Origin of the sequence: Pseudomonas sp. GLN_2 (genome assembly GCF_043106005.1) — a bacterium.
Classification (GTDB): Bacteria; Pseudomonadota; Gammaproteobacteria; order Pseudomonadales; family Pseudomonadaceae; genus Aquipseudomonas; species Aquipseudomonas alloputida.
On the sequence record NZ_JBICMC010000054.1, the window covers coordinates 79,745 to 101,158 of the forward strand.

33 protein-coding genes and 1 pseudogene are annotated in these 21,414 nt (G+C 57.5%); 1 reads left to right on the plus strand and 33 read right to left on the minus strand.

Translation table 11 applies throughout. The features are described from left to right. Nucleotides 1–43: 43 nt before the first annotated feature. Nucleotides 44–589: a single-stranded DNA-binding protein gene (locus ACF8Q6_RS14045; RefSeq protein WP_003255446.1), complete on the minus strand. Its 546-nt coding sequence runs from the start codon at nt 587–589 to the stop codon at nt 44–46. Nucleotides 590–598: 9 nt separating this feature from the next. Continuing rightward, nucleotides 599–1,993, minus strand: coding sequence for an MFS transporter (locus ACF8Q6_RS14050; RefSeq protein ID WP_392494348.1), 1,395 nt, complete (start codon nt 1,991–1,993; stop codon nt 599–601). A 129-nt stretch (nt 1,994–2,122) separates the two neighbouring features. On the opposite strand from ACF8Q6_RS14050, the gene uvrA reads away from it, so the two are divergent. Next, a complete protein-coding gene (gene uvrA, locus ACF8Q6_RS14055) occupies nt 2,123–4,957 on the plus strand; it encodes an excinuclease ABC subunit UvrA (protein WP_392494350.1) in 2,835 nt (944 codons plus the stop codon). A 72-nt stretch (nt 4,958–5,029) separates the two neighbouring features. On the opposite strand, the gene bfr is transcribed toward uvrA, so the two are convergent. From bfr to ACF8Q6_RS14210, 31 genes and pseudogenes are all read right to left on the minus strand, one after another. Further along, nucleotides 5,030–5,494, minus strand: coding sequence for a bacterioferritin (gene bfr / locus ACF8Q6_RS14060; protein ID WP_003255449.1), 465 nt, complete (start codon nt 5,492–5,494; stop codon nt 5,030–5,032). Between the two features lie 163 nt (nt 5,495–5,657). Continuing rightward, entirely contained in the window at nt 5,658–7,097 is a 1,440-nt protein-coding gene (locus ACF8Q6_RS14065; protein ID WP_392494351.1) for a catalase, read from the minus strand. A gap of 172 nt (nt 7,098–7,269) precedes the next feature. Next, entirely contained in the window at nt 7,270–7,656 is a 387-nt protein-coding gene (gene rplQ, locus ACF8Q6_RS14070; RefSeq protein ID WP_003255451.1) for a 50S ribosomal protein L17, read from the minus strand. A 42-nt stretch (nt 7,657–7,698) separates the two neighbouring features. Continuing rightward, nucleotides 7,699–8,700 carry a DNA-directed RNA polymerase subunit alpha gene (locus ACF8Q6_RS14075; RefSeq protein ID WP_003255452.1) on the minus strand — a complete coding sequence of 334 codons (1,002 nt, stop codon included), beginning with the start codon at nt 8,698–8,700 and terminating at the stop codon, nt 7,699–7,701. Between the two features lie 22 nt (nt 8,701–8,722). Further along, entirely contained in the window at nt 8,723–9,343 is a 621-nt protein-coding gene (rpsD, locus tag ACF8Q6_RS14080) for a 30S ribosomal protein S4 (protein ID WP_003255453.1), read from the minus strand. A gap of 15 nt (nt 9,344–9,358) precedes the next feature. Next, the gene (rpsK, locus tag ACF8Q6_RS14085; protein ID WP_003255454.1) at nt 9,359–9,748 is read right to left on the minus strand and encodes a 30S ribosomal protein S11; all 390 of its coding nucleotides are present in this window, start codon (nt 9,746–9,748) and stop codon (nt 9,359–9,361) included. A gap of 18 nt (nt 9,749–9,766) precedes the next feature. Further along, entirely contained in the window at nt 9,767–10,123 is a 357-nt protein-coding gene (gene rpsM / locus ACF8Q6_RS14090) for a 30S ribosomal protein S13 (protein ID WP_003255457.1), read from the minus strand. 131 nt (nt 10,124–10,254) lie between these two features. Continuing rightward, nucleotides 10,255–10,371 carry a 50S ribosomal protein L36 gene (rpmJ, locus tag ACF8Q6_RS14095; RefSeq protein ID WP_002555468.1) on the minus strand — a complete coding sequence of 39 codons (117 nt, stop codon included), beginning with the start codon at nt 10,369–10,371 and terminating at the stop codon, nt 10,255–10,257. A 28-nt stretch (nt 10,372–10,399) separates the two neighbouring features. Continuing rightward, nucleotides 10,400–11,731, minus strand: coding sequence for a preprotein translocase subunit SecY (gene secY, locus ACF8Q6_RS14100; protein ID WP_003255459.1), 1,332 nt, complete (start codon nt 11,729–11,731; stop codon nt 10,400–10,402). Beyond that, nucleotides 11,732–12,166: a 50S ribosomal protein L15 gene (gene rplO, locus ACF8Q6_RS14105; RefSeq protein WP_003255461.1), complete on the minus strand. Its 435-nt coding sequence runs from the start codon at nt 12,164–12,166 to the stop codon at nt 11,732–11,734. Between the two features lie 3 nt (nt 12,167–12,169). Further along, nucleotides 12,170–12,346, minus strand: coding sequence for a 50S ribosomal protein L30 (gene rpmD, locus ACF8Q6_RS14110; protein WP_003255463.1), 177 nt, complete (start codon nt 12,344–12,346; stop codon nt 12,170–12,172). A gap of 2 nt (nt 12,347–12,348) precedes the next feature. Then, nucleotides 12,349–12,849, minus strand: a complete 501-nt coding sequence (gene rpsE, locus ACF8Q6_RS14115) for a 30S ribosomal protein S5 (RefSeq protein ID WP_003255465.1) — start codon at nt 12,847–12,849, stop codon at nt 12,349–12,351. A 3-nt stretch (nt 12,850–12,852) separates the two neighbouring features. After that, nucleotides 12,853–13,203, minus strand: a complete 351-nt coding sequence (rplR, locus tag ACF8Q6_RS14120; RefSeq protein WP_003255467.1) for a 50S ribosomal protein L18 — start codon at nt 13,201–13,203, stop codon at nt 12,853–12,855. 10 nt (nt 13,204–13,213) lie between these two features. Next, entirely contained in the window at nt 13,214–13,747 is a 534-nt protein-coding gene (gene rplF / locus ACF8Q6_RS14125; RefSeq protein ID WP_003255469.1) for a 50S ribosomal protein L6, read from the minus strand. A gap of 12 nt (nt 13,748–13,759) precedes the next feature. Further along, a complete protein-coding gene (gene rpsH / locus ACF8Q6_RS14130) occupies nt 13,760–14,152 on the minus strand; it encodes a 30S ribosomal protein S8 (protein WP_003255471.1) in 393 nt (130 codons plus the stop codon). 208 nt (nt 14,153–14,360) lie between these two features. Continuing rightward, nucleotides 14,361–14,666 (minus strand): 30S ribosomal protein S14, encoded by a 306-nt coding sequence (rpsN, locus tag ACF8Q6_RS14135; protein WP_003255472.1) that lies wholly within the window; start codon nt 14,664–14,666, stop codon nt 14,361–14,363. 13 nt (nt 14,667–14,679) lie between these two features. Beyond that, nucleotides 14,680–15,219: a 50S ribosomal protein L5 gene (gene rplE / locus ACF8Q6_RS14140; RefSeq protein ID WP_003255474.1), complete on the minus strand. Its 540-nt coding sequence runs from the start codon at nt 15,217–15,219 to the stop codon at nt 14,680–14,682. Between the two features lie 20 nt (nt 15,220–15,239). Next, complete coding sequence (rplX, locus tag ACF8Q6_RS14145) at nt 15,240–15,554, minus strand: 50S ribosomal protein L24 (protein WP_003255476.1); 315 nt, start codon at nt 15,552–15,554, stop codon at nt 15,240–15,242. Between the two features lie 11 nt (nt 15,555–15,565). Continuing rightward, on the minus strand, nt 15,566–15,934 hold the full coding sequence (rplN, locus tag ACF8Q6_RS14150; protein ID WP_002555479.1) for a 50S ribosomal protein L14: 369 nt from the start codon (nt 15,932–15,934) through the stop codon (nt 15,566–15,568). Nucleotides 15,935–15,957: 23 nt separating this feature from the next. Next, nucleotides 15,958–16,224: a 30S ribosomal protein S17 gene (gene rpsQ, locus ACF8Q6_RS14155; RefSeq protein WP_003255478.1), complete on the minus strand. Its 267-nt coding sequence runs from the start codon at nt 16,222–16,224 to the stop codon at nt 15,958–15,960. Between the two features lie 2 nt (nt 16,225–16,226). Then, nucleotides 16,227–16,418 (minus strand): 50S ribosomal protein L29, encoded by a 192-nt coding sequence (gene rpmC / locus ACF8Q6_RS14160; protein ID WP_002555481.1) that lies wholly within the window; start codon nt 16,416–16,418, stop codon nt 16,227–16,229. Next, a complete protein-coding gene (rplP, locus tag ACF8Q6_RS14165) occupies nt 16,418–16,831 on the minus strand; it encodes a 50S ribosomal protein L16 (protein ID WP_003255479.1) in 414 nt (137 codons plus the stop codon). The genes rpmC and rplP overlap by 1 nt, the downstream gene beginning before the upstream one ends. A gap of 12 nt (nt 16,832–16,843) precedes the next feature. Next, a complete protein-coding gene (gene rpsC, locus ACF8Q6_RS14170; protein ID WP_003255481.1) occupies nt 16,844–17,530 on the minus strand; it encodes a 30S ribosomal protein S3 in 687 nt (228 codons plus the stop codon). Nucleotides 17,531–17,543: 13 nt separating this feature from the next. Then, a complete protein-coding gene (gene rplV / locus ACF8Q6_RS14175) occupies nt 17,544–17,876 on the minus strand; it encodes a 50S ribosomal protein L22 (protein ID WP_003103908.1) in 333 nt (110 codons plus the stop codon). An 11-nt stretch (nt 17,877–17,887) separates the two neighbouring features. Continuing rightward, on the minus strand, nt 17,888–18,163 hold the full coding sequence (gene rpsS, locus ACF8Q6_RS14180) for a 30S ribosomal protein S19 (protein ID WP_003255482.1): 276 nt from the start codon (nt 18,161–18,163) through the stop codon (nt 17,888–17,890). 16 nt (nt 18,164–18,179) lie between these two features. Then, nucleotides 18,180–19,004: a 50S ribosomal protein L2 gene (gene rplB, locus ACF8Q6_RS14185; RefSeq protein WP_003255483.1), complete on the minus strand. Its 825-nt coding sequence runs from the start codon at nt 19,002–19,004 to the stop codon at nt 18,180–18,182. Between the two features lie 14 nt (nt 19,005–19,018). Further along, on the minus strand, nt 19,019–19,318 hold the full coding sequence (gene rplW, locus ACF8Q6_RS14190; protein WP_003255484.1) for a 50S ribosomal protein L23: 300 nt from the start codon (nt 19,316–19,318) through the stop codon (nt 19,019–19,021). Next, nucleotides 19,315–19,917, minus strand: coding sequence for a 50S ribosomal protein L4 (gene rplD / locus ACF8Q6_RS14195; protein WP_003255485.1), 603 nt, complete (start codon nt 19,915–19,917; stop codon nt 19,315–19,317). The genes rplW and rplD overlap by 4 nt, the downstream gene beginning before the upstream one ends. A gap of 12 nt (nt 19,918–19,929) precedes the next feature. Then, nucleotides 19,930–20,565 carry a 50S ribosomal protein L3 gene (rplC, locus tag ACF8Q6_RS14200; protein ID WP_003255486.1) on the minus strand — a complete coding sequence of 212 codons (636 nt, stop codon included), beginning with the start codon at nt 20,563–20,565 and terminating at the stop codon, nt 19,930–19,932. A gap of 80 nt (nt 20,566–20,645) precedes the next feature. Next, nucleotides 20,646–20,957, minus strand: a complete 312-nt coding sequence (gene rpsJ / locus ACF8Q6_RS14205; protein ID WP_003186070.1) for a 30S ribosomal protein S10 — start codon at nt 20,955–20,957, stop codon at nt 20,646–20,648. A gap of 142 nt (nt 20,958–21,099) precedes the next feature. Then, nucleotides 21,100–21,414, minus strand: a pseudogene (locus ACF8Q6_RS14210) (elongation factor Tu); the annotation flags it as partial.

Consider the following 21,414-nt stretch of genomic DNA (forward strand, 5'->3'; position numbering starts at 1 on the left):
CTGCCCTGGGTTTCTGGTCTTGCTGAACGCCTTACCGCTCTGATCAGAACGGAATATCGTCATCGAAGCTGTCGAAGTCAGCCGCCGGCTGCGGCGCAGGCTGTTGCGGCGCTGGGCGCTGAGGGGCCTGTTGCGGGCGCTGGGCCTGCTGGCGTGGCGGTGCCTGGTTGTACTGTTGCTGCTGGCCGCCACCGTAATTGCCGCCACCCTGGTTGTATGGGTCGCCGCCCTGCTGCTGGCCTTGCGGACGACCGCCGAGCAGCTGCATGGTGCCGTTGATGTCGACGATGATCTCGGTGGTGTAGCGCTTGATGCCGTCTTTTTCCCACTCGCGGGTCTGCAGCTTGCCTTCGATGTAGCACTGCGAACCCTTGCGCAGGTACTCGCCAGCGATTTCGGCAACCTTGCCGAACAGCGACACACGGTGCCACTCGGTACGCTCGACCTTCTGGCCCGACTGCTTGTCAGTCCACTGCTCGCTGGTGGCCAGGCTCAGGTTGGTCACGGCGTTACCGTTGGGCAGGTAGCGGACTTCGGGATCCTGGCCACAGGTACCGACCAGAATGACTTTGTTAACCCCACGGGCCATAACGTTCTCCTAGGCTTCGCACGCCGAAGAGGCTGGATTCACCAGTCGCTCGAGGGTCGCACGGTCCAAAATTTTCGTATCCAGTTTGATATAGATGGCGGCTTCTTCTTCCACCACCACAGCGTCGGTCACACCCGGCACGGCCATCAGGCGCTCGGTCAGGCCGGCTTCCCGGACCGCCTCAGGGGTCAGGGGCATGCGCAGGCTGGTCACATATGGCGGCTCGTTCATGCGCAAGGCGACGATCAGCCAGATAGCACACAGCACCGCGCTACCGAGGAACACCGTGTTCAGCCCACCGTGCTGGAACAGCCAGCCGCCAAGAATCCCGCCTAACGCTGCACCGAGGAACTGGCTGGTGGAATACACCCCCATTGCCGTCCCCTTGCCACCGGCAGGCGACACCTTGCTCACCAGAGAAGGCAGCGAAGCCTCCAGCAGGTTGAATGCGGTAAAGAATACCACGGTGCCAACCACCAGTCCGCGCAAACCGTCAGCCCACTCCCAGAAGTATATCTCCGTCAGCAGCAGGACACTGACCGCGCCGGCCAACACACGTTTCATCTTGCGCTTTTTTTCGCCGTAGATGATGAACGGGACCATTGCAAAAAATGAGATGAACAGCGCGGTCAGGTACACCCACCAATGCTGCTCCTTGGGCAGGCCGCCACGCTCGACGAACGCCAGCGGCAGCGCAACGAAGCTGGCCATGAGGACGGCGTGCAGGATGAAAATGCTGACGTCCAGGCGCAGAAGGTCCGGATGGCGCAGGGTCGGGCCGATGGCCTGGCGCGCCACACCCGACTCGCGGTGCTGCAAAATGCTGTGGGTGCTGGGCACGACAAACGCGATCAACAGCATGCCGACCAGGGCCAGCCCAGCCGTGACCAGGAACAAACCTGACAAACCAAAGGCACTTGTCAGCAATGGACCGACGACCATGGCGACAGCAAACGACAGGCCGATGCTCATGCCGATCATGGCCATGGCCTTGGTCCGGTGTTGTTCGCGGGTGAGGTCCGACAGCAGTGCCATGACCGCAGCAGAAATTGCCCCCGCGCCCTGCAGGATGCGCCCGGCAATCACGCCCCAGATAGAGTCGGCCTGGGCCGCCAGTACACTGCCCAGGGCGAAGATCACCAGCCCCAGATAAATCACCGGCCGGCGACCGATGCGGTCGGAAATCATCCCGAACGGGATCTGCAATACCGCCTGGGTCAGGCCATAGGCACCAATGGCCAGGCCGATCAGGGCAGGCGTGGCGCCAGCCAGGTCCATGCCGTAGGTGGCCAGTACCGGCAAGACCATGAACATGCCCAGCATACGAAAGGCAAAGACCAGGGCAAGGCCGCCAGCGGCGCGGGTTTCGCCGCTACTCATACGCTCGTTGTGGGTGTCGTGCATGGATTAACCTCGTGTGAACCGGCGGCGATTCTATCAGTCCGACAGCTTGACGGCATCTACGCGACGCTTTGCCGCGTCATACTGGCGCGCCGTATACTTCCTTGTTTATGCCCGCCAAGCGAGGCCGCAGTGGACAAGATCCTGATTCGTGGGGCACGTACCCACAACCTGAAGAACATCGACCTGACCCTGCCCCGGGACAAGTTGATCGTGATCACCGGCCTGTCCGGTTCCGGCAAGTCGTCCCTGGCGTTCGATACCTTGTACGCCGAAGGCCAGCGCCGCTACGTGGAATCGCTGTCGGCCTACGCCCGGCAGTTCCTGTCGATGATGGAAAAGCCCGACGTCGACACCATCGAAGGCCTGTCGCCGGCGATTTCCATCGAGCAGAAGTCGACCTCGCACAACCCGCGCTCCACGGTCGGCACCATCACCGAAATCTACGACTATCTGCGCCTGTTGTACGCCCGCGTCGGTACTCCACGCTGCCCGGACCACGATATCCCGCTGGAGGCGCAAACGATCAGCCAGATGGTCGACCTGGTGCTGGAGCGCCCGGAGGGCAGCAAGCTGATGCTGCTCGCGCCGGTGGTGCGCGAGCGCAAGGGCGAGCACCTGGCGGTGTTTGACGAGCTTCGCGCCCAGGGCTTCGTGCGGGCCAGGGTCAACGGCAAGCTCTACGAACTCGATGAATTGCCCAAGCTGGACAAACAGAAGAAGCACAGCATCGATGTGGTGGTGGACCGCTTCAAAGTCCGCGCCGACCTGCAACAGCGCCTGGCCGAATCGTTCGAGACCGCGTTGAAGCTGGCCGATGGTATTGCCCTGGTGGCACCGATGGACGACGAACAAGGCGAGGAGACGATCTTCTCCGCGCGCTTCGCCTGTCCGGTGTGCGGCCACGCGATCAGCGAGCTGGAACCGAAGCTGTTCTCCTTCAACAACCCGGCGGGCGCCTGCCCGACCTGCGACGGCCTGGGGGTCAAGCAGTTCTTCGACACCAAACGCCTGGTCAACACCGAACTGACCTTGGCCGAAGGCGCGATCCGCGGCTGGGACCGGCGTAACGTGTACTACTTCCAGATGCTCGGTTCGTTGGCTGCGCACTACGGCTTCAGCCTGGAGGAGCCTTTCGGCGAGCTGTCAGCCGAACACCAGAAGGTGATCCTGCAGGGCAGCGGCAAGCAGAGTGTCGACTTCAAATACCTCAACGACCGAGGCGATATCGTCAAGCGATCGCACCCGTTCGAAGGCATTGTGCCAAACCTTGAGCGCCGCTACCGCGAAACCGAATCGGCCACAGTGCGTGAAGAACTGGCCAAATTCCTTGGTACGCAACCGTGCCCGGATTGCCGGGGTACGCGCCTGCGCCGCGAGGCGCGCCATGTGTGGGTGGGCGAGAAAACCCTGCCGGCGGTAACCAATTTGCCGATCGGTGAAGCCAGCAACTACTTTGGTCAACTGACCCTCACCGGCCGCCGTGGCGAAATCGCGGCAAAAATCCTCAAGGAAATCTGCGAACGACTTCAGTTCCTGGTCAATGTCGGCCTCGACTACCTGACCCTGGATCGTAGCGCCGACACCCTGTCCGGCGGTGAAGCGCAACGTATCCGACTCGCCAGCCAGATCGGCGCCGGTCTGGTGGGGGTGATGTACATCCTCGATGAACCGTCCATCGGCCTTCATCAACGCGACAACGACCGCCTGTTGGCCACCCTCAACCATTTGCGCGACCTGGGCAACACGGTGATCGTGGTGGAACACGACGAGGACGCCATTCGGCTGGCCGACTACGTGGTCGATATCGGCCCAGGCGCCGGTGTTCACGGTGGGCAGATCGTCGCCGAGGGCTCGCCTCAGGAGGTCATGAACCATCCCGATTCGCTGACTGGCAAGTACCTGTCCGGGCGCAAGAAGATCGTCGTGCCGGCCAAGCGCACGCCGCGCAACAAGAAGCTGCAGCTCAAGCTCAAAGGCGCGCGTGGCAACAACCTGCAGAACGTCGACCTGGAAGTACCAATCGGCCTGCTGACCTGCGTGACTGGTGTATCCGGCTCGGGTAAATCGACGCTGATCAACAACACCCTGTACCCCTTGGCCGCCACCGCCCTCAATGGCGCAAGCAGCCTGGAAGCGGCACCGCACAGCAGCATGGACGGCCTGCAGCACCTGGACAAGGTGGTGGATATCGACCAGAGCCCGATCGGCCGCACACCACGCTCCAACCCGGCGACCTACACCGGCATCTTCACCCCGATCCGCGAGCTGTTCTCCGGTGTACCGGAGTCACGCTCGCGGGGTTATGGTCCGGGGCGTTTCTCATTCAACGTCAAGGGGGGCCGTTGCGAGGCCTGCCAGGGCGATGGCCTGATCAAGGTGGAAATGCACTTCCTGCCGGACATCTACGTGCCGTGTGATGTGTGCAAGAGCAAGCGCTACAACCGCGAAACCCTGGAGATCAAGTACAAGGGCAAGAACATCCACGAGGTGCTGGAAATGACCATCGAGGATGCCCGAGAGTTCTTCGATGCGGTGCCGGCGCTGGCGCGCAAGCTGCAAACGTTGATGGATGTAGGCCTGTCGTACATCAAACTGGGGCAATCAGCGACCACGTTGTCCGGCGGTGAGGCGCAGCGGGTGAAGCTGTCGCGCGAACTGTCCAAGCGCGATACCGGCAAGACCTTGTACATCCTCGACGAACCTACTACCGGTCTGCACTTTGCCGATATCCAGCAACTGCTGGATGTGTTGCATCGCCTGCGCGACCACGGCAATACCGTGGTGGTGATCGAGCATAACCTGGATGTGATCAAGACTGCCGACTGGCTGGTTGACCTGGGGCCTGAGGGCGGCTCCAAGGGTGGGCAGATCATTGCCTGCGGTACGCCAGAAGAGCTGAGCGAGATGAAGCAGTCATATACCGGCCATTACCTGAAACCATTGCTGGAGCGGGATCGGGCCTAAGTATTGCCAGCGCAATGAAAAAGCCCCTGGTACCGATGGTGCCAGGGGCTTTTACTTGAGCCTGTGGGTAACTTACATCTGCGACTGCAGGTAGTTTTCCAGCCCGATGGCCTTGATCAGCCCCTGCTGCTTCTCAAGCCAGTAGGTGTGATCTTCTTCGGTGTCGGCCAGCTGCGCACGCAGGATGTCACGACTTACGTAATCCTTGTGCAGTTCGCATAGCTCGATGCCTTTACAAAGCGCACCGCGCACCTTGTATTCGAGCTTGAGGTCTGCCTCGATCATTTCCGGCACGGTGCTACCGACCTCCAGGTCATCGGCACGCATGTCAGGGGTCCCTTCGAGCATGAGAATACGACGCATCAGGGCATCGGCGTGCTGCGTCTCTTCCTCCATCTCGTGGTTGATGCGCTCATAGAGCTTGGACAGGCCCCAGTCTTCGTACATGCGCGAATGAATGAAGTACTGGTCGCGTGCCGCCAGTTCGCCCTTCAGCAACGTGACGAGATAGTTGATTACATCCGGGTGGCCTTGCATCGCCCTGATTCTCCATGTGAAAACGTCTATGCCACATAGTGTGAACCAGCTTTTGCCTATGGTCACTGAAAAACGCGCAATCAGACGCAAAAAATCGGTTAAACAGTAGTGATATTCATTGAAAAACCGCCCAAATGAGGGCGGTTCTTCTTATCACTTCGACTTAGGCGAGATTGATGCCCAAAGCCTTTGCAATCCCTTCGCCATAGGCCGGATCCGCCTTGAAGAAGTACTGTAGCTGACGCTGAATCACATCTTCGCTGACACCCGCCATGGCACCGGCGATATTGCTGATCAGCAGGGCTTTCTGCTCATCGCTCATCAAACGGAACAAAGCGCCGGCATGGCTGAAGTAGTCGGTGTCCTCGCGGTGATCGTAGCGATCAGCCGAACCATTCATTGCCAAAGCTGGCTCAGCATGACGTGGCGACTGTTTCGGGGCATCGCTGTAGCTGTTTGGCTCGTAGTTCGGTGCACTACCGTAACTGCCGGTGGCCATCGAGCCGTCGCGCTGATAGCTGTTGACCGGGCAGCGTGGCGCGTTGACTGGCAATTGCTGGTGGTTGGTGCCCACGCGATAGCGGTGCGCGTCGGCGTAGGCGAATACACGGCCTTGCAGCATGCGGTCCGGTGAAAGACCGACGCCGGGCACCATATTGCTCGGGCCGAACGCGGCCTGCTCGACTTCTGCAAAATAGTTGAGCGGGTTACGGTTGAGCTCCAGCACACCCACCTCGATGAGCGGATACTCCTTCTGCGACCAGGTCTTGGTCACGTCGAATGGGTTCTCGTCGCGGCTGGCAGCCTCGGCTTCGCTCATCACCTGAATGCAGACAGTCCAGCGCGGGTAGTCGCCACGCTCAATGGCCTCGAAGAGGTCGCGCTGAGCGTAATCCGGGTCGGTACCTGCCAGGCGTGCAGCGTCTGCCGGGGTGAGGTTCTTGATGCCTTGTTGGGTCTTGAAGTGCCACTTGACCCAAGTGCGTTCGCCCTTTGCATTGATCAGGCTGTAGGTGTGGCTGCCGAAGCCATGCATGTGACGGTAGCCGTCCGGAATGCCACGGTCGGAAAACAGGATGGTGACCTGATGCAGCGCTTCTGGGGAGTGCGACCAGAAATCCCAAACCATCTGAGCGTTCTTCAGGTTGGACTGCGGGTGGCGCTTCTGGGTGTGGATAAAGTCCGGGAACTTCAGCGGGTCACGAATGAAGAACACTGGCGTGTTGTTACCGACGATGTCCCAGTTGCCTTCCTCGGTGTAGAACTTCACCGCGAAGCCACGCGGGTCACGCTCGGTATCTGCAGAGCCGCGCTCGCCACCAACGGTAGAGAAGCGTAAGAAAGTCTCGGTTTGTTTACCGACCTCTTCGAACAGCTTGGCGCTGGTATAGCCGGTGATATCGTGAGTAACGGTAAAGGTACCGTAGGCGCCCGAGCCTTTGGCATGGACGCGGCGCTCAGGAATGTTCTCGCGATTGAAATGGGCGAGCTTCTCGATCAGGTGGAAGTCGTCGAGCAACAGCGGACCGCGCGGGCCGGCGGAGCGGGAGTTCTGGTTGTCGGCTACAGGTGCACCGCTGGCGGTGGTGAGAATCTTGCTCATGGGCTCTCCTTTTCGGTCTTCAAGGGCCGGCTAATCGGCTGTAGAGAGAGTATTGACGAGCAAGATTACAGGGACAAATTCATTACATGACTTAAATCAATAGAAATAAACAATAGATGTAAAGACAAAAAACCGGGCACTAGGCCCGGTTTTCTGTAGCAGACAGAACGTCTTACTCAGCAGCTTCTACAGCACCGCCGACCGGACGATCAACCAGCTCGACGTACGCCATAGGCGCGTTGTCGCCAGCGCGGAAACCGCACTTCAGGATGCGCAGGTAGCCGCCCTGACGGGTGGCGTAGCGCTTGCCCAGGTCGTTGAACAGTTTGCCAACAGCGGACTTCGAACGGGTACGGTCGAAGGCCAGACGACGGTTAGCAACGCTGTCTTCCTTGGCCAGGGTGATCAGCGGCTCGGCAACGCGGCGCAGTTCCTTGGCTTTCGGCAGGGTGGTTTTGATCAGCTCGTGCTCGATCAGCGACACTGCCATGTTCTGGAACATAGCCTTGCGGTGAGAGCTGGTACGGCTCAGGTGACGTCCACTTTTACGATGACGCATGATTCATTCCTTACCAAACACTACGTTCGGTGATTACGACGATCAGGCGGTCGCCTTGTCGTCTTTCTTAAGACTTGCAGGCGGCCAGTTGTCGAGGCGCATGCCGAGAGACAGACCACGAGAGGCCAGAACGTCCTTGATTTCAGTCAGGGACTTCTTACCCAGGTTAGGAGTCTTCAACAGCTCTACTTCGGTACGCTGAATCAGGTCGCCGATGTAGTAGATGTTCTCCGCCTTGAGGCAGTTGGCCGAACGTACAGTCAGTTCCAGGTCGTCAACCGGACGCAGCAGGATCGGATCGATCTCGTCTTCCTGCTCGACTACGACAGGCTCGCTGTCACCTTTGAGGTCGACGAACGCGGCCAACTGCTGTTGCAGAATGGTCGCAGCGCGGCGGATAGCCTCTTCAGGATCCAGGGTGCCGTTGGTTTCCAGATCAATGACCAGTTTGTCCAGGTTGGTACGCTGTTCAACACGGGCGTTCTCGACCACATAGGCGATACGACGCACCGGGCTGAAGGAGGCGTCCAACTGCAGACGGCCAATGCTACGGCTTTCGTCTTCGTCGGTTTGACGGGAGTCGGCCGGCTCGTAACCACGACCACGAGCTACAGTGAGCTTCATGTTCAGAGCGCCGTTCGACGCCAGGTTCGCGATTACGTGATCGGGGTTGACGATCTCGACATCGTGATCCAGCTGAATATCGGCAGCGGTAACCACCCCCGAACCCTTTTTCGACAAGGTCAGCGTAACTTCGTCACGACCATGCAGTTTGATAGCGAGACCTTTCAGGTTCAACAGGATTTCAATTACGTCTTCCTGAACACCTTCGATCGCGGAGTACTCATGGAGTACGCCATCGATCTCGGCCTCGACTACTGCACAGCCAGGCATGGAGGACAACAGGATGCGGCGCAGCGCGTTGCCCAGGGTATGGCCGAAACCACGCTCGAGAGGCTCGAGCGTAATTTTGGCGCGGGTCGGACTGACTACCTGCACATCAATGTGGCGGGGAGTCAGGAACTCATTTACCGAAATCTGCATGGATGCACCTATTTTCTAGCCCTTACTTGGAGTAGAGCTCGACAATCAGGTTTTCGTTGATGTCGGCAGACAGGTCGCTGCGAGCAGGAACGTTCTTGAAAACGCCCGACTTTTTAGCAGCATCCACATCAACCCACTCAACGCGGCCACGCTGGGCGCACAGTTCAAGGGCTTGAACAATGCGCAACTGGCCCAGCGATTTCTCGCGGACTGCGACCACGTCACCCGGACGAACTTGGTAGGATGGAATGTTTACAGTCTTACCGTTGACGCTGATCGCTTTGTGCGAAACCAGCTGACGGGACTCGGAACGAGTCGAGCCGAAGCCCATACGGTAAACGACGTTATCCAGACGGCACTCGAGCAGTTGCAGCAGGTTCTCACCGGTTGCGCCTTTTTTCGAGGCAGCAGCTTGGTAGTAACCGCGGAACTGACGCTCCAGAACACCGTAGATACGACGGACTTTTTGTTTCTCACGCAGCTGGGTGCCGTAGTCGGACTGACGGCCACGGCGCTGGCCGTGGATACCTGGGGCTGCTTCGATATTGCACTTCGATTCCAGAGCGCGAACGCCGCTCTTCAGGAACAGATCGGTGCCTTCACGACGAGACAGTTTGCATTTTGGACCAATGTAACGTGCCATTCTTCTGTCTCCTGATTACACGCGACGCTTCTTCGGCGGACGGCACCCGTTGTGCGGGATTGGCGTCACGTCGGTGATGCTGGCGATCTTGTAGCCGCAGCTGTTCAATGCACGAACGGCGGACTCACGACCTGGACCTGGACCCTTGACGTTAACGTCGAGGTTCTTCAGACCGTATTCCAGCGCAGCTTGACCAGCACGCTCAGCAGCGATCTGAGCTGCGAACGGGGTGGATTTGCGCGAACCACGGAAACCCGAACCACCGGAGGTCGCCCAGGACAAAGCATTGCCCTGACGGTCGGTGATGGTCACGATGGTGTTGTTGAAAGAAGCATGGATGTGGGCGATGCCATCAACCACTGTCTTTTTGACTTTCTTACGAGGACGAGCAGCAGGTTTTGCCATGTCTATATTCCTGGGCGATTACTTGCGGATCGGCTTACGCGGGCCCTTACGGGTGCGTGCGTTGGTCTTGGTGCGCTGACCGCGAACCGGCAGACCTTTACGATGACGCAGGCCGCGGTAGCAACCCAGGTCCATCAAGCGCTTGATCTTCATGTTGATGTCACGACGCAGGTCACCTTCGGTGGTGAACTTCGCGACTTCGCCACGCAGGGTTTCGATTTGCTCGTCGCTCAGATCCTTGATCTTAGCGGCTGGGTTTACACCAGCGTCTGCACAAATCTTCTGTGCAGTTGTGCGACCGACACCATAGATGTAGGTCAGCGAGATAACAGTATGCTTGTTATCTGGAATGTTGACGCCTGCAATACGGGCCATTCAGTGGGACTCCAATTGACAGCTACCTACGCCCCGGAAGCCAAGAAATAGGGCGCGAGATAATATCGCTGTAGAAACGAATAATCAACCCAGCAGCACACTAGCTGCTGGGTTTGAAGCGCAGATCACACTCAGCCTTGGCGCTGTTTGTGACGCGGTTCCGCGCTGCAGATCACTCGTACGACGCCTTCGCGACGGATGATCTTGCAGTTACGGCACAGCTTTTTCACCGATGCACGAACTTTCATTACCGACTCCTCGAACCTTAGGGGCGTATCAGCGCAGCAAACCGCTGCCACCGTAGCCTTTCAGGTTGGCTTTCTTCATCAGGGATTCGTACTGGTGCGAAACGAGGTGCGATTGTACTTGGGACATGAAGTCCATCACAACCACTACCACAATCAGCAACGAGGTCCCGCCAAGGTAGAACGGCACATTTGCTGCCACCACCAGGAACTGGGGCAGAAGGCAGACGGCCATCATGTAAAGAGCACCGAACATGGTCAAACGGGTCAGAACGCCATCAATGTAGCGCGCCGACTGCTCACCAGGACGGATACCCGGAATAAAGGCACCGGACTTCTTCAGGTTTTCCGCTACGTCTTTCGGGTTGAACATCAACGCTGTGTAGAAGAAGCAGAAGAAAATGATCCCTGCACTAAACAGCAGAATGTTCAACGGCTGACCAGGAGCGATCGACTGCGAGATGTCCTGCAGCCAGCCCATACCTTCGGACTGACCAAACCAGGCACCCAGCGAAGCCGGGAACAGCAAAATGCTGCTCGCGAAAATGGCCGGGATAACCCCCGCCATGTTCACCTTCAGCGGCAAGTGGCTAGTCTGCGCAGCGAAGACCTTGCGGCCCTGCTGACGCTTGGCGTAATGAACGGCGATACGACGCTGACCACGCTCAATGAACACCACAAAACCGATAATCGCTACTGCCAGCAAACCGATGGCGACCAAGGCGAAAATGTTGATATCGCCTGTGCGTGCAGACTCGAAAGACTGCCCGATTGCTCTCGGAAGACCGGCAACGATACCTGCGAAGATCAACATCGAGATACCGTTGCCCACACCGCGCTCGGTGATCTGCTCGCCCAGCCACATCATGAACATCGCGCCTGCCACGAAAGTGGAAACAGCGACGACGTGGAAGCCCAGGCCTGCAGAAAACGCCACGCCCTGGTTGGCCAGGCCAATGGACATGCCAATGGCTTGGACCAGTGCCAGGATAACGGTGCCGTAGCGGGTGTACTGGCTGATCTTGCGACGGCCAGCTTCACCTTCCTTCTTCAACTGCTCCAGTTGCGGGCTGACCGCCGTCATCAACTGCATGATGATCGATGCCGAGATGTACGGCATGATCCCCAGTGCAAAGATGCTCATGCGCTCAAGCGCGCCACCGGAAAACATGTTGAACAAGCTAAGAATGGTCCCCTCATTCTGCCGAAACAGATCCGCCAGACGGTCCGGATTGATGCCGGGAACCGGGATATGCGCACCTATCCGATAGACGATGATCGCCATGAACAGAAAGCGCAGACGAGCCCAGAGTTCCGACATCCCGCCCTTACCGAGCGAAGAGAGAGCACCTTGCTTAGCCATTTATTCCTCGAATTTGCCGCCAGCTGCTTCGATAGCCGCACGCGCACCCTTGGTGGCTGCGATACCCTTGATGGTGACTGCGCGAGTAACTTCGCCAGACAGCATGATTTTCACACGCTGAATGTGCTGGTTGATCACGTTGGCATCCTTCAGGGATTGCACGGAGATCACGTCGCCTTCCACTTTGGCCAGCTCGGACAGGCGCACTTCAGCGCGGTCCATGGCTTTCAGGGAAACGAAGCCGAACTTCGGCAGGCGACGGTGCAGCGGCTGTTGACCGCCTTCGAAGCCAGGAGCGATCGAACCACCCGAACGGGAAGTCTGACCTTTGTGGCCACGGCCGCCGGTCTTACCCAGACCGCTACCGATACCACGACCTGGACGATGCTTCTCGCGACGGGAACCCGGCGCTGGACTCAGATCATTGAGTTTCATCGATTAGCCCTCGACCTTCAGCATGTAGTAAGCCTTGTTGATCATCCCGCGGTTCTCGGGAGTATCCTGGACTTCTACAGTGTGACCGATGCGACGCAGACCCAGGCCTTTAACACACAGCTTGTGGTTAGGCAGACGGCCCGAGACGCTCTTGATCAGCGTTACTTTTACGGTTGCCATGATCAGAAGATCTCCTCGACGCTCTTGCCACGCTTGGCGGCAATGGATTCAGGAGATTGCATGGCTTTCAGACCCTTGAAGGTGGCGTAAACCACGTTCACTGGGTTGGTCGAACCGTAGCACTTGGCCAGAACGTTCTGAACACCAGCAACTTCCAGGACAGCACGCATTGCGCCACCGGCGATGATACCGGTACCTTCCGAGGCAGGCTGCATGTATACCTTCGAGGCGCCGTGGGCAGCCTTGGTGGCGTACTGCAGAGTGGTGCCCTTCAGGTCAACCTGAATCATGTTGCGGCGAGCAGCTTCCATGGCTTTCTGGATCGCGGCTGGTACTTCGCGCGACTTGCCACGGCCGAAGCCAACACGACCTTTACCATCACCCACCACGGTCAGCGCGGTGAAGGTGAAGATACGGCCGCCTTTTACGGTTTTGGCAACGCGGTTAACTTGAACCAGCTTCTCGATGTAGCCTTCGTCGCGCTTTTGATCGTTATTTGCCATAACTTAGAACTCCAGCCCGCCTTCACGAGCAGCATCAGCCAGCGCTTTGACGCGGCCATGGTACTTGAAGCCGGAACGGTCAAAGGCAACTTGAGATACACCGGCGGCTTTCGCACGCTCAGCTACCAGCTTGCCAACCTTAGTGGCCGCGTCGATGTTGCCAGTGGCGCCATCACGCAGGTCTTTGTCCAAGGTCGAGGCGCTTGCCAGAACCTTGCTGCCGTCGGCCGAAATGACCTGGGCGTAGATGTGCTGCGAGGAGCGGAACACGCACAGGCGCACGACTTCGAGTTCGTGCATCTTGAGACGTGCTTTGCGAGCGCGACGCAGTCGAATAACTTTTTTGTCGGTCATTTACTAGGCCCTACTTCTTCTTGGCTTCTTTACGACGGACTACTTCGTCCGCGTAACGCACACCTTTACCTTTGTAAGGCTCTGGCGGACGGAAGTCGCGGATTTCAGCGGCCACCTGACCTACCAGCTGCTTGTCGATACCCTTGATCAGGATGTCGGTCTGGCTAGGTGTTTCAGCGGTGATACCGGCTGGCAGTTCGTAGTCCACTGGGTGAGAGAAGCCCAGGGCCAGGTTCAGGACGGTGCCTTTAGCCTGTGCCTTGTAACCAACACCGACCAGCTGGAGCTTGCGCTCGAAGCCTTGGCTTACGCCTTGGACCATGTTGTTGACCAGAGCGCGGGTGGTACCGGCCATGGCACGAGCTTGCTGGTCACCATTGCGAGCGACGAAACGCAGCTCACCAGACTCTTCGGTAACTTCAACAGACGAGTGAACGTTCAGTTCGAGAGTACCTTTGGCACCCTTCACCGAAAGCTGCTGGCCGGCGAATTTGACTTCGACACCGGATGGCAGCTTAACGGGGTTCTTAGCGACGCGAGACATGTCTATCCCCCCTTAGAACACTGTGCACAGAACTTCGCCGCCGACACCGGCAGCGCGCGCAGCGCGATCAGTCATCACACCTTTGTTGGTGGAGACGATAGACACGCCCAGACCGCCACGTACTTTCGGCAGATCGGTGACGGCCTTGTACTGGCGCAGGCCTGGACGGCTGGAGCGCTTCAGTTCCTCGATGACCGGACGGCCTTCGAAGTACTTCAGTTCGATCGACAGGGAAGGCTTGGCCTCACCAGTTACCTGGTAGCCAGCGATGTAACCTTCGTCCTTCAGAACTTTGGCAACCGCGACCTTCAGGGTAGAGGAAGGCATGCTTACGACGGACTTTTCAGCCATCTGGGCATTACGGATGCGAGTTAGCATGTCCGCTAACGGGTCCTGCATACTCATGGGCTAGATGCTCCTGATACAAGAATTATTAGCCTTGCGGCTATGACAACCACCCGAACGGTTTGGGCAAAAACCCAGGCTCAGGTGAGCCGGTCATTCTAGACACAAGGCAGAAACGAAACAAGCCCCATATAGGGGCTTGTTTGTTGGCAAGGTCACCGGCGGTCGGAAGATTGCTCTCCTTCCACCCGTGCCTTGCCTGCAGCGATTACCAGGAGGCCTTGACCAGGCCTGGTACGTCACCGCGCATTGCAGCTTGACGCAGCATGTTACGGCCCAGGCCGAACTTACGGTATACACCGTGAGGACGACCGGTCAGGCGGCAACGGTTGCGCAGGCGCGAGGCGCTAGCGTCGCGTGGCTGCTTCTGCAGAGCGACAACGGCAGCGAAACGCTCTTCTGGAGAGGCGTTCAGGTTGACGATGGTCGCTTTCAGCTCAGCACGCTTCTTGGCGAACTTCGCTACCGTGAGCTGACGCTTCAGCTCGCGGTTTTTCATGCTCTTCTTGGCCATTTTCCTACTCCAATCAGTTGCGGAACGGGAACTTGAAAGCACGCAGCAGAGCGCGGCCTTCGTCGTCCGAACGAGCAGTGGTGGTCAGGGTGATGTCCAAACCGCGCAGAGCATCGATCTTGTCGTAGTCGATTTCCGGGAAGATGATCTGCTCTTTCACGCCCATGCTGTAGTTGCCACGACCATCGAAGGACTTGGCATTCAGGCCGCGGAAGTCGCGAACCCGAGGCAGGGAGATCGCCAGCAGGCGGTCCAGGAATTCGTACATCTTGTCGCTACGCAGGGTCACCTTGACGCCGATCGGCCAGCCTTCGCGGACTTTGAAGCCAGCGATGGATTTGCGAGCGAAAGTCACGACCGGCTTTTGACCGGTGATCTTTTCCAGGTCGGCAACAGCGTGCTCGATGACTTTCTTGTCGCCGATCGCTTCGCCCAGACCCATGTTCAGGGTGATCTTGGTAACGCGCGGAACTTCCATCACGTTCGACAGCTTAAGTTCTTCCTTAAGCTTAGGAGCGATTTCGTTCCGGTAAATCTCTTTCAGTCGTGCCATGGTCTTCTACCTAGCAGTGTTCAAGCATCAACCGCTTTTTGGGTCGACTTGAAGACACGAATTTTTTTACCGTCTTCTACTTTGAAACCAACGCGGTCAGCCTTGTTGGTTTCACCGTTGAAGATGGCAACGTTGGAAGCGTGCAGAGGCGCTTCTTTCTCGACGATACCGCCCTGTACGCCCGCCATCGGGTTAGGCTTGGTATGACGCTTGACCAGGTTCACGCCACCGATAACCAGACGGTCATCAGCCAGAACCTTCAGCACCTTACCGCGCTTACCTTTGTCTTTGCCGGCGATCACGATGATCTCGTCGTCACGACGAATCTTTTGCATGTCGGATCTCCTTACAGCACTTCAGGGGCGAGCGAGACGATCTTCATGAACTTCTCAGTACGAAGTTCACGGGTCACTGGCCCGAAGATGCGAGTGCCGATCGGCTCTTGCTTGTTGTTCAGCAGAACAGCAGCGTTGCCGTCGAAACGAATGATGGAACCGTCAGCGCGACGAACACCATGACGGGTACGTACGACGACAGCGGTCATCACCTGGCCTTTTTTGACCTTACCGCGCGGAATTGCTTCCTTGACGGTTACTTTGATGATGTCACCGATACCGGCGTAACGGCGGTGCGAACCGCCGAGTACCTTGATGCACATGACGCGACGAGCGCCGCTGTTATCGGCCACATCGAGCATGGATTGAGTCTGAATCATAAAATTTCTCCGACCCCTAGCCCTTAGACTTCAACAGCGCGTTCGAGGACTTCAACCAGTGCCCAGGACTTGGTCTTGGCCAGCGGACGGGTTTCACGGATGGAAACCTTGTCGCCGATCTTGCACTGGTTGGCTTCGTCGTGCGCGTGCAGCTTAGTCGAACGCTTAACGTATTTACCGTAGATCGGGTGCTTTACGCGACGCTCGATCAGAACGGTGATGGTCTTGTCCATTTTGTCGCTGACGACACGGCCAGTCAGCGTACGGACGGTTTTTTCAGCTTCAGCCATGATCACTTACCTGCCTGCTGGTTGAGCACAGTTTTCACGCGAGCGATGTCACGCTTAACTTGCGAGAGCAGGTGCGACTGCCCCAACTGGCCAGTTGCTTTCTGCATACGCAGATTGAACTGGTCGCGCAGCAAGCCGAGCAGTTGCTCGTTCAGTTGCTGTGCCGATTTTTCACGAAGTTCATTCGCTTTCATCACATCACCGTCCGCTTAACAAAGGAGGTGGCGAGAGGCAGCTTTGCAGCAGCCAGGGCGAAAGCTTCGCGCGCCAGCTCTTCAGAAACACCCTCGATCTCGTACAGGACTTTGCCTGGCTGAATCTGGGCAACCCAGTATTCCACGGAGCCCTTACCTTTACCCATACGAACCTCAAGAGGTTTTTTGGAGATCGGCTTGTCCGGGAACACACGGATCCAGATCTTACCGCCACGCTTAACGTGACGGGTCAGCGCACGACGTGCGGACTCGATCTGGCGAGCGGTGAGGCGACCGCGAGCAACAGCTTTCAGGGCGAATTCGCCGAAGCTGACTTTGCTACCGCGCAGTGCCAGACCACGGTTGTGGCCAGTCATCTGCTTGCGGAATTTTGTACGCTTTGGTTGCAACATTTGGCGTACCCCTTACTTAGCAGCTTTTTTACGAGGCGCTGGTGCTTGTGGTTTCAGTTCTTCTTGGCGACCACCAATAACTTCGCCTTTGAAGATCCAAACCTTCACACCGATCACACCGTAAGTGGTGTGAGCTTCGTAGGTGTTGTAGTCGATATCGGCACGCAGGGTGTGCAGAGGCACACGACCTTCGCGATACCACTCGGTACGAGCAATCTCAGCACCGCCGAGACGACCGCTCACCTGGATCTTGATGCCCTTGGCACCAATACGCATGGCGTTCTGTACCGCGCGCTTCATGGCGCGACGGAACATTACACGGCGTTCCAGCTGCTGAGCTACGCTCTGCGCAACCAGCATAGCGTCGAGTTCCGGCTTGCGGATCTCTTCGATGTTGATGTGCACAGGCACACCCATCTGCTTGGTCAGGTCCTGACGCAGCTTCTCGACATCTTCACCTTTCTTACCGATAACGATACCGGGACGAGCGGTGTGGATGGTGATGCGTGCAGTTTGAGCCGGACGATGAATATCGATACGGCTTACGGACGCGCTTTTTAGTTTGTCTTGGAGGTACTCACGCGTTTTCAGATCCTTCAACAGGTAATCTGCGTAAGTAGCACCGTCTGCGTACCAGACGGAGGTGTGCTCCTTGACGATTCCCAGGCGAATGCCAGTGGGATGTACTTTCTGACCCATCTGATCGACTCCGTTACTTGTCCGCAACCTTGACAGTGATATGGCAAGACCGCTTGACGATGCGATCAGCACGGCCTTTGGCACGTGGCATGATGCGCTTCAGCGAACGCCCTTCGTTGACGAAGACGGTGGAGACCTTCAGGTCATCAACGTCTGCGCCTTCGTTGTGTTCGGCGTTGGCTACGGCCGACTCGAGGACTTTCTTCATGATTTCAGCGGCTTTTTTGCTGCTGAAGGCCAACAGGTTGAGCGCTTCGCCCACCTTCTTCCCGCGGATCTGGTCGGCGACCAAGCGGGCTTTCTGGGCGGAGATGCGAGCGCCCGACAACTTAGCGGCTACTTCCATTTCCTTACCCCTTAACGCTTGGCTTTCTTGTCAGCCACGTGCCCGCGATAGGTGCGGGTACCGGCGAACTCGCCCAGTTTGTGGCCGACCATGTCTTCGTTCACGAGAACTGGAACATGCTGGCGACCGTTGTGAACCGCGATGGTCAGACCGACCATTTGTGGCAGGATCATCGAACGGCGCGACCAGGTTTTAACTGGCTTGCGATCGTTCTTCTCCACCGCCACTTCGACCTTCTTCAACAGGTGAAGATCGATAAAAGGACCTTTTTTCAGAGAACGTGGCACTGTCGTATCCCTCTAGTTACTTGCGACGACGGACGATCATGTTGTCGGTACGCTTATTACCACGGGTTTTAGCACCCTTGGTTGGGAAGCCCCATGGCGATACCGGATGACGACCACCGGAGGTACGACCTTCACCACCACCGTGTGGGTGGTCAACCGGGTTCATGGCAACACCACGAACGGTTGGGCGAACGCCGCGCCAGCGTTTGGCACCAGCTTTACCCAGCGAACGCAGGCTGTGCTCGGAGTTCGAGACTTCGCCCAGGGTCGCACGGCACTCAGCCAGGACTTTACGCATTTCACCAGAGCGCAGACGCAGGGTCACGTAGACACCTTCGCGAGCGATCAGCTGAGCCGAAGCACCAGCGGAACGAGCGATCTGAGCACCTTTACCCGGCTTCAGTTCGATGCCGTGAATGGTGCTACCTACTGGAATGTTGCGCAGCTGCAGGGAGTTACCGGCCTTGATTGGGGCCAGGGCACCTGCGATCAGCTGGTCGCCAGCGCTCACGCCTTTAGGCGCGATGATGTAGCGACGCTCACCGTCTGCGTAGCACAGCAGGGCGATGTGAGCAGTACGGTTTGGATCGTATTCGATACGCTCGACAGTGGCTGGAATGCCATCTTTGTCGTTGCGACGGAAGTCGACCAGACGGTAATGCTGCTTGTGACCACCACCAACGTGACGAGTGGTAATGCGGCCATTGTTGTTACGACCACCAGACTTCGATTTTTTCTCGATCAGCGGTGCGTGAGGAGCGCCTTTGTGCAGCTCCTTGTTGACCACCTTGACCACGAAACGGCGGCCAGGGGAAGTCGGTTTGCATTTAACGATTGCCATGATGCACCCCTTCCTTACTCAGCACTGCTGCTGAAATCGAGATCTTGGCCTGGCTGAAGGGAGACGATCGCCTTCTTCCAGTCATTACGCTTGCCCAGACCACGTGCGGTACGCTTGGTTTTACCCAGAACGTTAACAGTCGACACGTTTTCAACTTTTACGTTGAACAGGCCTTCGACAGCTTTCTTGATTTCCAGCTTGGTTGCATCAGTAGCAACCTTGAATACGAACTGGCCTTTTTTCTCAGCCAGAACGGTAGCCTTCTCGGAAACGTGCGGGCCAAGGAGGACTTTGAATACGCGTTCCTGGTTCATCCCAGCAGCTCCTCGAATTTCTTCACGGCCGAGACAGTGATCAACACTTTCTCGTATGCGATCAGACTGACCGGGTCGGAACCTTGTACGTCACGTACATCGACGTGCGGCAGGTTACGAGCAGCCAGGTACAGGTTCTGATCAACAGCGTCGGAAACGATCAATACGTCGCTCAGACCCATGCCGTTCAGCTTGTTCAGCAGATCTTTGGTTTTCGGTGCTTCAACAGCGAAGTCCTGAACCACGACCAGACGGTCGCTACGCACCAGCTCAGCGAGGATGGAGCGCAGAGCTGCGCGATACATCTTCTTGTTGAGCTTTTGCGAGTGATCTTGAGGGCGAGCTGCGAAGGTTACACCACCGCCACGCCAGATCGGACCACGAGTGGTACCAGCACGAGCACGGCCAGTACCCTTCTGACGCCATGGGCGCTTACCGCCACCAGCCACGTCGGAACGGGTCTTCTGCTGCTTGGTGCCCTGACGGCCGCCGGCCATGTAGGCCACGACTGCTTGGTGAACCAGCGTCTCGTTGAATTCGCCACCGAAAGTCAGTTCGGAAACTTCGATCGCCTGAGCGTCATTTACATTAAGTTGCATGTCAGTTTCCCCTTAACCGCGAGCCTTGACAGCTGGACGTACAACCACGTCGCCGCCAGTAGCGCCAGGTACGGCACCCTTGATCAGCAGCAGGTTGCGTTCAGCGTCTACGCGAACTACTTCCAGGGACTGAACAGTCACGCGCTCGGCGCCCATGTGACCGGACATTTTCTTGCCCTTGAACACACGACCAGGAGTCTGGCACTGGCCGATGGAACCAGGAACACGGTGCGACACGGAGTTACCGTGGGTGTTGTCCTGACCACGGAAGTTCCAGCGCTTGATGGTACCGGCGAAGCCTTTACCTTTGGACTGACCAGTAACGTCAACCAGCTGGCCTGCAGTGAAGAGTTCAGCTTTGATCAGATCGCCAGCCTGGAAATCGCCTTCTTCAAGACGGAACTCCCAAACACCGCGACCAGCGGCAACGTTGGCCTTGGCGAAGTGGCCTGCCTGAGCGGCAGTCACACGCGAAGCACGACGCTCGCCGACAGTGACTTGCACTGCACGGTAGCCATCGGTTTCTTCAGTTTTGAACTGGGTGACGCGATTCGGCTCGATCTCAATGACCGTGACCGGAATGGAGACACCTTCTTCGGTGAAAATGCGGGTCATACCGCACTTGCGACCGATTACACCAATAGTCATGTTGTAAACCTCATGAGTGTACGGGGCTTTCACCCGCTATGGCCGCCCATTTCAGAGCGTTACACGACTAGACCGAAGTCTTAGCCGAGGCTGATCTGTACTTCCACACCTGCCGCCAGATCAAGCTTCATCAGCGCGTCAACGGTTTTATCCGTTGGCTGGACGATGTCCAGAACACGCTTATGAGTGCGAATCTCGTACTGGTCACGCGCGTCTTTGTTGACGTGCGGGGAAACCAGAACGGTGAAACGCTCTTTGCGGGTAGGCAGTGGAATTGGACCACGCACTTGTGCACCAGTACGTTTCGCGGTTTCCACGATTTCCTGGGTGGATTGGTCGATCAGGCGATGGTCGAAAGCCTTCAACCTGATACGGATTTGCTGATTTTGCATTGGATTTCAGACTCCAGGCTGTTCCCAACGGACGCACTACGCCCGCTAAAAGGAGGCGTGATTCTATAGACGCCCCCAATTAGTGTCAACCCAATAAAAAAAACCCCCGCTGAGCGGGGGTTTTTTTCAATCGGTCGAGTGATTACTCGATGATTTTGGCCACAACGCCGGCGCCGACGGTACGACCGCCTTCACGGATAGCGAAGCGCAGACCGTCTTCCATTGCGATGGTCTTGATCAGGGTAACAGTCATCTGAATGTTGTCACCTGGCATTACCATTTCAACGCCTTCCGGCAGTTCGCAGTTACCGGTCACGTCAGTGGTACGGAAGTAGAACTGTGGACGGTAGCCTTTGAAGAACGGAGTGTGACGACCGCCTTCTTCCTTCGACAGGACGTAGACTTCTGCGGTGAACTTGGTGTGCGGCTTGACCGAACCTGGCTTGACCAGAACCTG